At 72.1% G+C, this 4,351-nt stretch carries 5 protein-coding genes and 1 pseudogene; 2 read left to right on the plus strand and 4 right to left on the minus strand.

The window, feature by feature from the left end; genetic code table 11:
* The 4 genes and pseudogenes from ACFYTE_RS42150 to ACFYTE_RS42165 form a co-directional block, all read right to left on the minus strand.
* The coding region (locus ACFYTE_RS42150) for a flavin-containing monooxygenase (protein ID WP_388722593.1) at positions 1-632 on the minus strand (632 nt) is incomplete at its 3' end.
* Between the two features lie 32 nt (positions 633-664).
* Positions 665-1,564 carry an enolase C-terminal domain-like protein gene (locus ACFYTE_RS42155; RefSeq protein ID WP_388722595.1) on the minus strand — a complete coding sequence of 300 codons (900 nt, stop codon included), beginning with the start codon at positions 1,562-1,564 and terminating at the stop codon, positions 665-667.
* Positions 1,459-2,235, minus strand: a complete 777-nt coding sequence (locus ACFYTE_RS42160) for an ABC transporter permease (protein ID WP_388722597.1) — start codon at positions 2,233-2,235, stop codon at positions 1,459-1,461. The genes ACFYTE_RS42155 and ACFYTE_RS42160 overlap by 106 nt, the downstream gene beginning before the upstream one ends.
* A 29-nt stretch (positions 2,236-2,264) precedes the next feature.
* Positions 2,265-3,170: pseudogene (locus ACFYTE_RS42165) on the minus strand (ABC transporter substrate-binding protein); the annotation flags it as partial.
* An 87-nt stretch (positions 3,171-3,257) separates the two neighbouring features.
* On the opposite strand from ACFYTE_RS42165, the gene ACFYTE_RS42170 reads away from it, so the two are divergent.
* Both ACFYTE_RS42170 and ACFYTE_RS42175 read left to right on the plus strand, forming a co-directional pair.
* Positions 3,258-4,115, plus strand: a complete 858-nt coding sequence (locus ACFYTE_RS42170; protein ID WP_388722599.1) for an IclR family transcriptional regulator — start codon at positions 3,258-3,260, stop codon at positions 4,113-4,115.
* Positions 4,112-4,351 (plus strand): serine hydrolase (locus ACFYTE_RS42175; RefSeq protein WP_388722601.1); only part of this gene is annotated, 240 nt, incomplete at its 3' end. The genes ACFYTE_RS42170 and ACFYTE_RS42175, both read left to right, overlap by 4 nt.

Genomic DNA, 4,351 nt, shown 5'->3' on the forward strand with positions numbered 1-4,351 from the left:
GCGCCCTGGGGAGGGGTCTCCGCGTCCCAGAGCCCGAGCACACCGAGCCACCAGCAGAAGTCACGCCCGCGGTACTCGCGGGGAGGACGGTCGTGGGGGCCGACGGAGAGGAAGACCCGGCGTCCGGACCGGCGCAGCTCGTCGGCGATCTGGACCCCCGAGGAGCCTGCCCCCACCACGAGCACCGCGCCCTCGGGTAGTTGCCCAGGGTTGCGGTACGCGCTGGAGTGGATCTGCGTGGGGACGGCGCCGTCCGGGACGATGGGCGGGATCACGGGCCGCTGGAACGGTCCGGTCGCCGCGACGACGAAGCGCGCGTCGATGGAGCCCGCTGACGTCTCGACCTGGAATCCGGGCCGACGGGCGTGCCTGCGCACCGACGTCACCTCGACGCCGCACCGGACCGGTGCGCCGATCTTCTCGGCGTACGCGACGAAGTAGTCCGCGATCTGCTCCTTCGAGGCGAAGGCGTCGGGGTGGACATCGGAGAACTCCAGCCCCGGGAAGCGGTCGTGCCACGCGGGCCCGTTCGCGACCAGTGAGTCCCACCGCTGCGAGCGCCACCGCTCGGCGATGCGATGGCGCTCCAGGACGATGTGCGGTACCCCGTGCGCTCCCAGGTGCTCGCTCATCGCCACACCTGCCTGGCCCGCCCCGACGACGACTACGTCGGTCTCTTCACTCGGCACTTCAGCCTCCACTCACGCGGCAGTCCGTCCCGGTGTCGTGTCGACCGGGCTACCGCAGGAGACATCCTTGAGATGACCTGGAGAGCTGTCCAACAGATGTTTCCGTTATAGGTGATCTGATTTCGCGATGCGGTTCCCTTTCGGTCACCCCAGCCAAGCGCTGGGCTGCGGTTGCCGGAAGGCTCGCCGCCGCTGCGCCGCGAGTACCGCCCGCACAGTGCGCAGGACCTGCGCCGTGAGTTGACCGCGGCGAAGTGCCGCAGTTTGTCCTCGTCCACGGTGACGCCGAGGCCGGGTCCTTCCGGTATCCGCAGCCGCCCGTTCTCCAGGTGCAGCGGCTCGATGATGTCGTCGGCGTGCAGGTAGTACATGCTGTCGATGGCGCGCGAGAGCACCGGCGTGCTGGCGACGACCGCGAGGTGCGCCGCGGTCGCGATGCCCAACTCGCCGCCGCTGTGCAGGTTCATGCCGAGCCCGAAGGTCTCGCAGTGTGCGGCGAGCGCCTTGGTCGCCGCGATGCCGCCCCACTTGTAGACGTCACCGTGGATGACGTCGACGGCGTTCAGCCGCATTGCGGGAGCGAACTCCTCGAACCGCACCACGCACATGTTGGTGCACAGCGGGATCCGGATCTTCGCCTTCACCTGGCTCATGCCCTCGATGCCCGAGCAGGGGTCCTCCAGGTACTCCAGGTCCAGCTCCTCCAGGGTGATGCCCGCACGCACCGAGTCCGGCACCGACCAGGCCGCGTTGGGGTCGACCCGCAGGTTCACCTCGGGAAGCGCCGCCCGCAGGGCCCGCAGAATGGCCACGTCCCCGCGGACGTCCCTGGTGCCCTTGAGCTTGACGGCGTCGAAGCCGCCCTCCTCCACCACCCGCGCCGCGTGCGAGGGCCGGTCGCCTTGCCCATCGCGTCCCAGCACGCCACGTCGATGGCGCCGAGCGCCCGTGCCTCGGTGACGAAGTCGCGGGAGCGCAGCGACATCACCTCCGAGCGGACCACCCGGGCGTACGACACCCAGCCGGTGATGCCCAGCACGAGGATGACGTACCACAGGCCGGAGCCGAAGAACCCGACGATGGCCAGCGCCAGCAGGATCGAAGGGAAGGCCAGCTGGACATCTGCCAGCCGCATCAGCACCCGGTCCGGCCAGCCGCCGAAGTAGTCGGCGGCCAGGCCGACCACGGTGCCGATCACGCCGGCGAGCAGTGCCGCGCCGGCGCCGACCGGGAGCGAGACACGGGTGCCGTAGACGACCCGGGAGAACATGTCGCGGCCGAGTTGGTCGGTGCCCAGCAGGTGGGTGCCACTGCCGCCGTGCTGCCAGGCGGGCGGCTTCAGCCGGGTCAGCAGGTCCTGCGCGTTCGGGTCGTCGGGCGCGAGCAGCGGGGCGAACACCGCGGCGACCAGGAGGACCGCCAGGACGGCGAGCGCCACCACGGCGAGTCTGTTGCGCAGCAGGGTGCCCAGCGCGGCGGGGCGCCGGCCGGGCTTCGCCCCGGCGGCGGGGCCCGCGGTGGGCGCGGCTTGGGAGGTCAGGGTCATCGGGAGGTCCTCACCCTCGGGTCGAGGAGGGTGAACGGCTTGACCGAGGGGTCGAAGCCGAACGCCCCGCGCGGGATCATCGCGGGCACCTCGGTCGCCTTGCCGCCGAGCACCGCCTTGATCAGCAGCGGGACGTCCACGGCATGGTTGAGTGCCTGGCGCACCCGGCGGTCCTTCAGGGGCCCGTTCTCCAGGGTGTTCAGCGACAGGTAGGAGGTCCTGATGCCGGTGTGGCCGTCCAGTCTGACGCCGCCGTAGCCGCCCAGCTGCTGTGCCGCGTCGGGGGTGAGGCCGGCCACGAGGTCGACCTGGCCGCTCTGGAGCGCGGCGAGTGAGGGGGAGGGGTTGGGCTGGGGGCTGAACACCAGCTCGTCCACGTGCGGGCGCCCCTGCCAGTGGCCGGGGAAGGCACGCATCCGCAGCTCGTGGTCGCGCCGCCAGCGGACGAAGGTGAAGGGCCCGGTGCCGACGGGGTGTTCGGCGAACCCGGCGTCCCCGACGGCGGCCAGGTGGCGCGGGGGGACGATCACGCCGCCGAACAGCGAGAGCTTGTCCGGCAGGATCGGGTCGTGCACGGTCGTGTGCATGTCCACGGTGAGCGGGTCGACGACGGAGACGCCCTTGACGTAGCGGAGTTCGACGATCGGCGACTTGGTCGCGGGGTCGAGGATGCGCTCGATGCTGTACTTGACCGCCGTCCTGGGTGGCCCGCGGGGCGGCGACCTGGCGCTTCACGCTGCGCCCCGGCGTCACGTTCCACAACGGCGAGCCGTGTGACGCGGCGTGGCCTTGGGATCACCGGCCTGGGCCACCCGAAGGATGTTCCCCGCGCTGCTCGCGGGGCTGGTGCCGCACCCGGTGAGCACCGCCGGAGCCGCGAGGGCCGGGATCAACAGGCCGCCGAGCCGCAGGATGTCGCGCCGGGCCGGGCGCATGCGGTCCACACTCCGCGCTTGACGAAGCCGTTCCATTGGACATCACATCCGTTCCGGCAGATGGAATGATGGGCTAAGCTAGGCGACATGGCGAAGACCGTCAACACTCAAATCACCGAGCAGGGCCGAGCGAAGGGCCCGATCGACAAGGCGATGGAAGTGCTCGAAGCGCTCGTCGAACCCGGTGGTCCGCACCGGCTGGGCGAGCTGGCACGGCGTACGGGCCTGTCGAAACCGACCGTCCACCGCCATCTGCGGACCATGGTGGAGTTCGGCTTCGCCCAGCCCGTCGAAGGCGGCTCCTACCAGGTGGGACCGCGGCTGCTCGGACTGGCCGCCGCGGCCCTGTATGACGACCGGAACCTGAGTCTTGCCCGTCCCGTGCTGGCGGAACTGCACCGGCGTACCGGCCAGTTCGCCCACTACGCCGTGCGGCACGGGGACGACGCGGTCCACCTGGAGCACTCCGAGTCGCCCCCGGAGTTCCGGATGGGCCTGCCGCCCGGCGGCCGCACGCCCCTGTACCGCAGCGGCGTCGGCCTCGCGATGCTCTCCGTGCTGCCGCACGACGAGTGCGCCGAGGTGCTCGACGGCGTGCCGCCGAAGGCGTGGGCCGCGCATCCGCTCGCCGGCGCGGCAGCGGTCCGCACGGTGCTGCAGGAGGCCGCCGAGCGCGGCTACGCGGTCGACGACGGCTACGACGAACCGGACGTGCGCTCGGTCGCCGCGCCCGTACTCGACCGGGCGGGACGCGTGGTCGGCGCGATCGGCATCTCCGGGCTGACGTTCACCCTCGGCCATGAGAGCGTGCAGTTGTACGGCCCGATGGTGCGCGCGGCCGCCCGCGCCGTCTCCGCCGGCCTCGGCGGGCGGGCCCCGGCCCTGGGCGTGGTGGGCCCGGCCGCGGGGGAGCGGGACGGCGGACGTGACGGAGGGCGGGCATGAGCCCGCTGGGCGAACTCCTCGCCGCCGGCCGGGACCGCGGGGTCTACTCCGCCGCGGCATGGTCCGTCGGCGACGCCGCCGCGACCCAGGACCGCGGCTGGACCGGCACCAGGAGCTGGGGCGGCGAGCCCTTGGACGGCAGCGAGCTGTGGGACCTCGCCTCGGTCACCAAGCCGGTGGTGGGGCTCGGGGTGATGGCCCTGGTCGACGAGGGCGCCCTGCGGCTGACCGACACC

Source organism: Streptomyces sp. NPDC004629 (assembly GCF_042873595.1).
Lineage (GTDB): Bacteria > Actinomycetota > Actinomycetes > Streptomycetales > Streptomycetaceae > Streptomyces.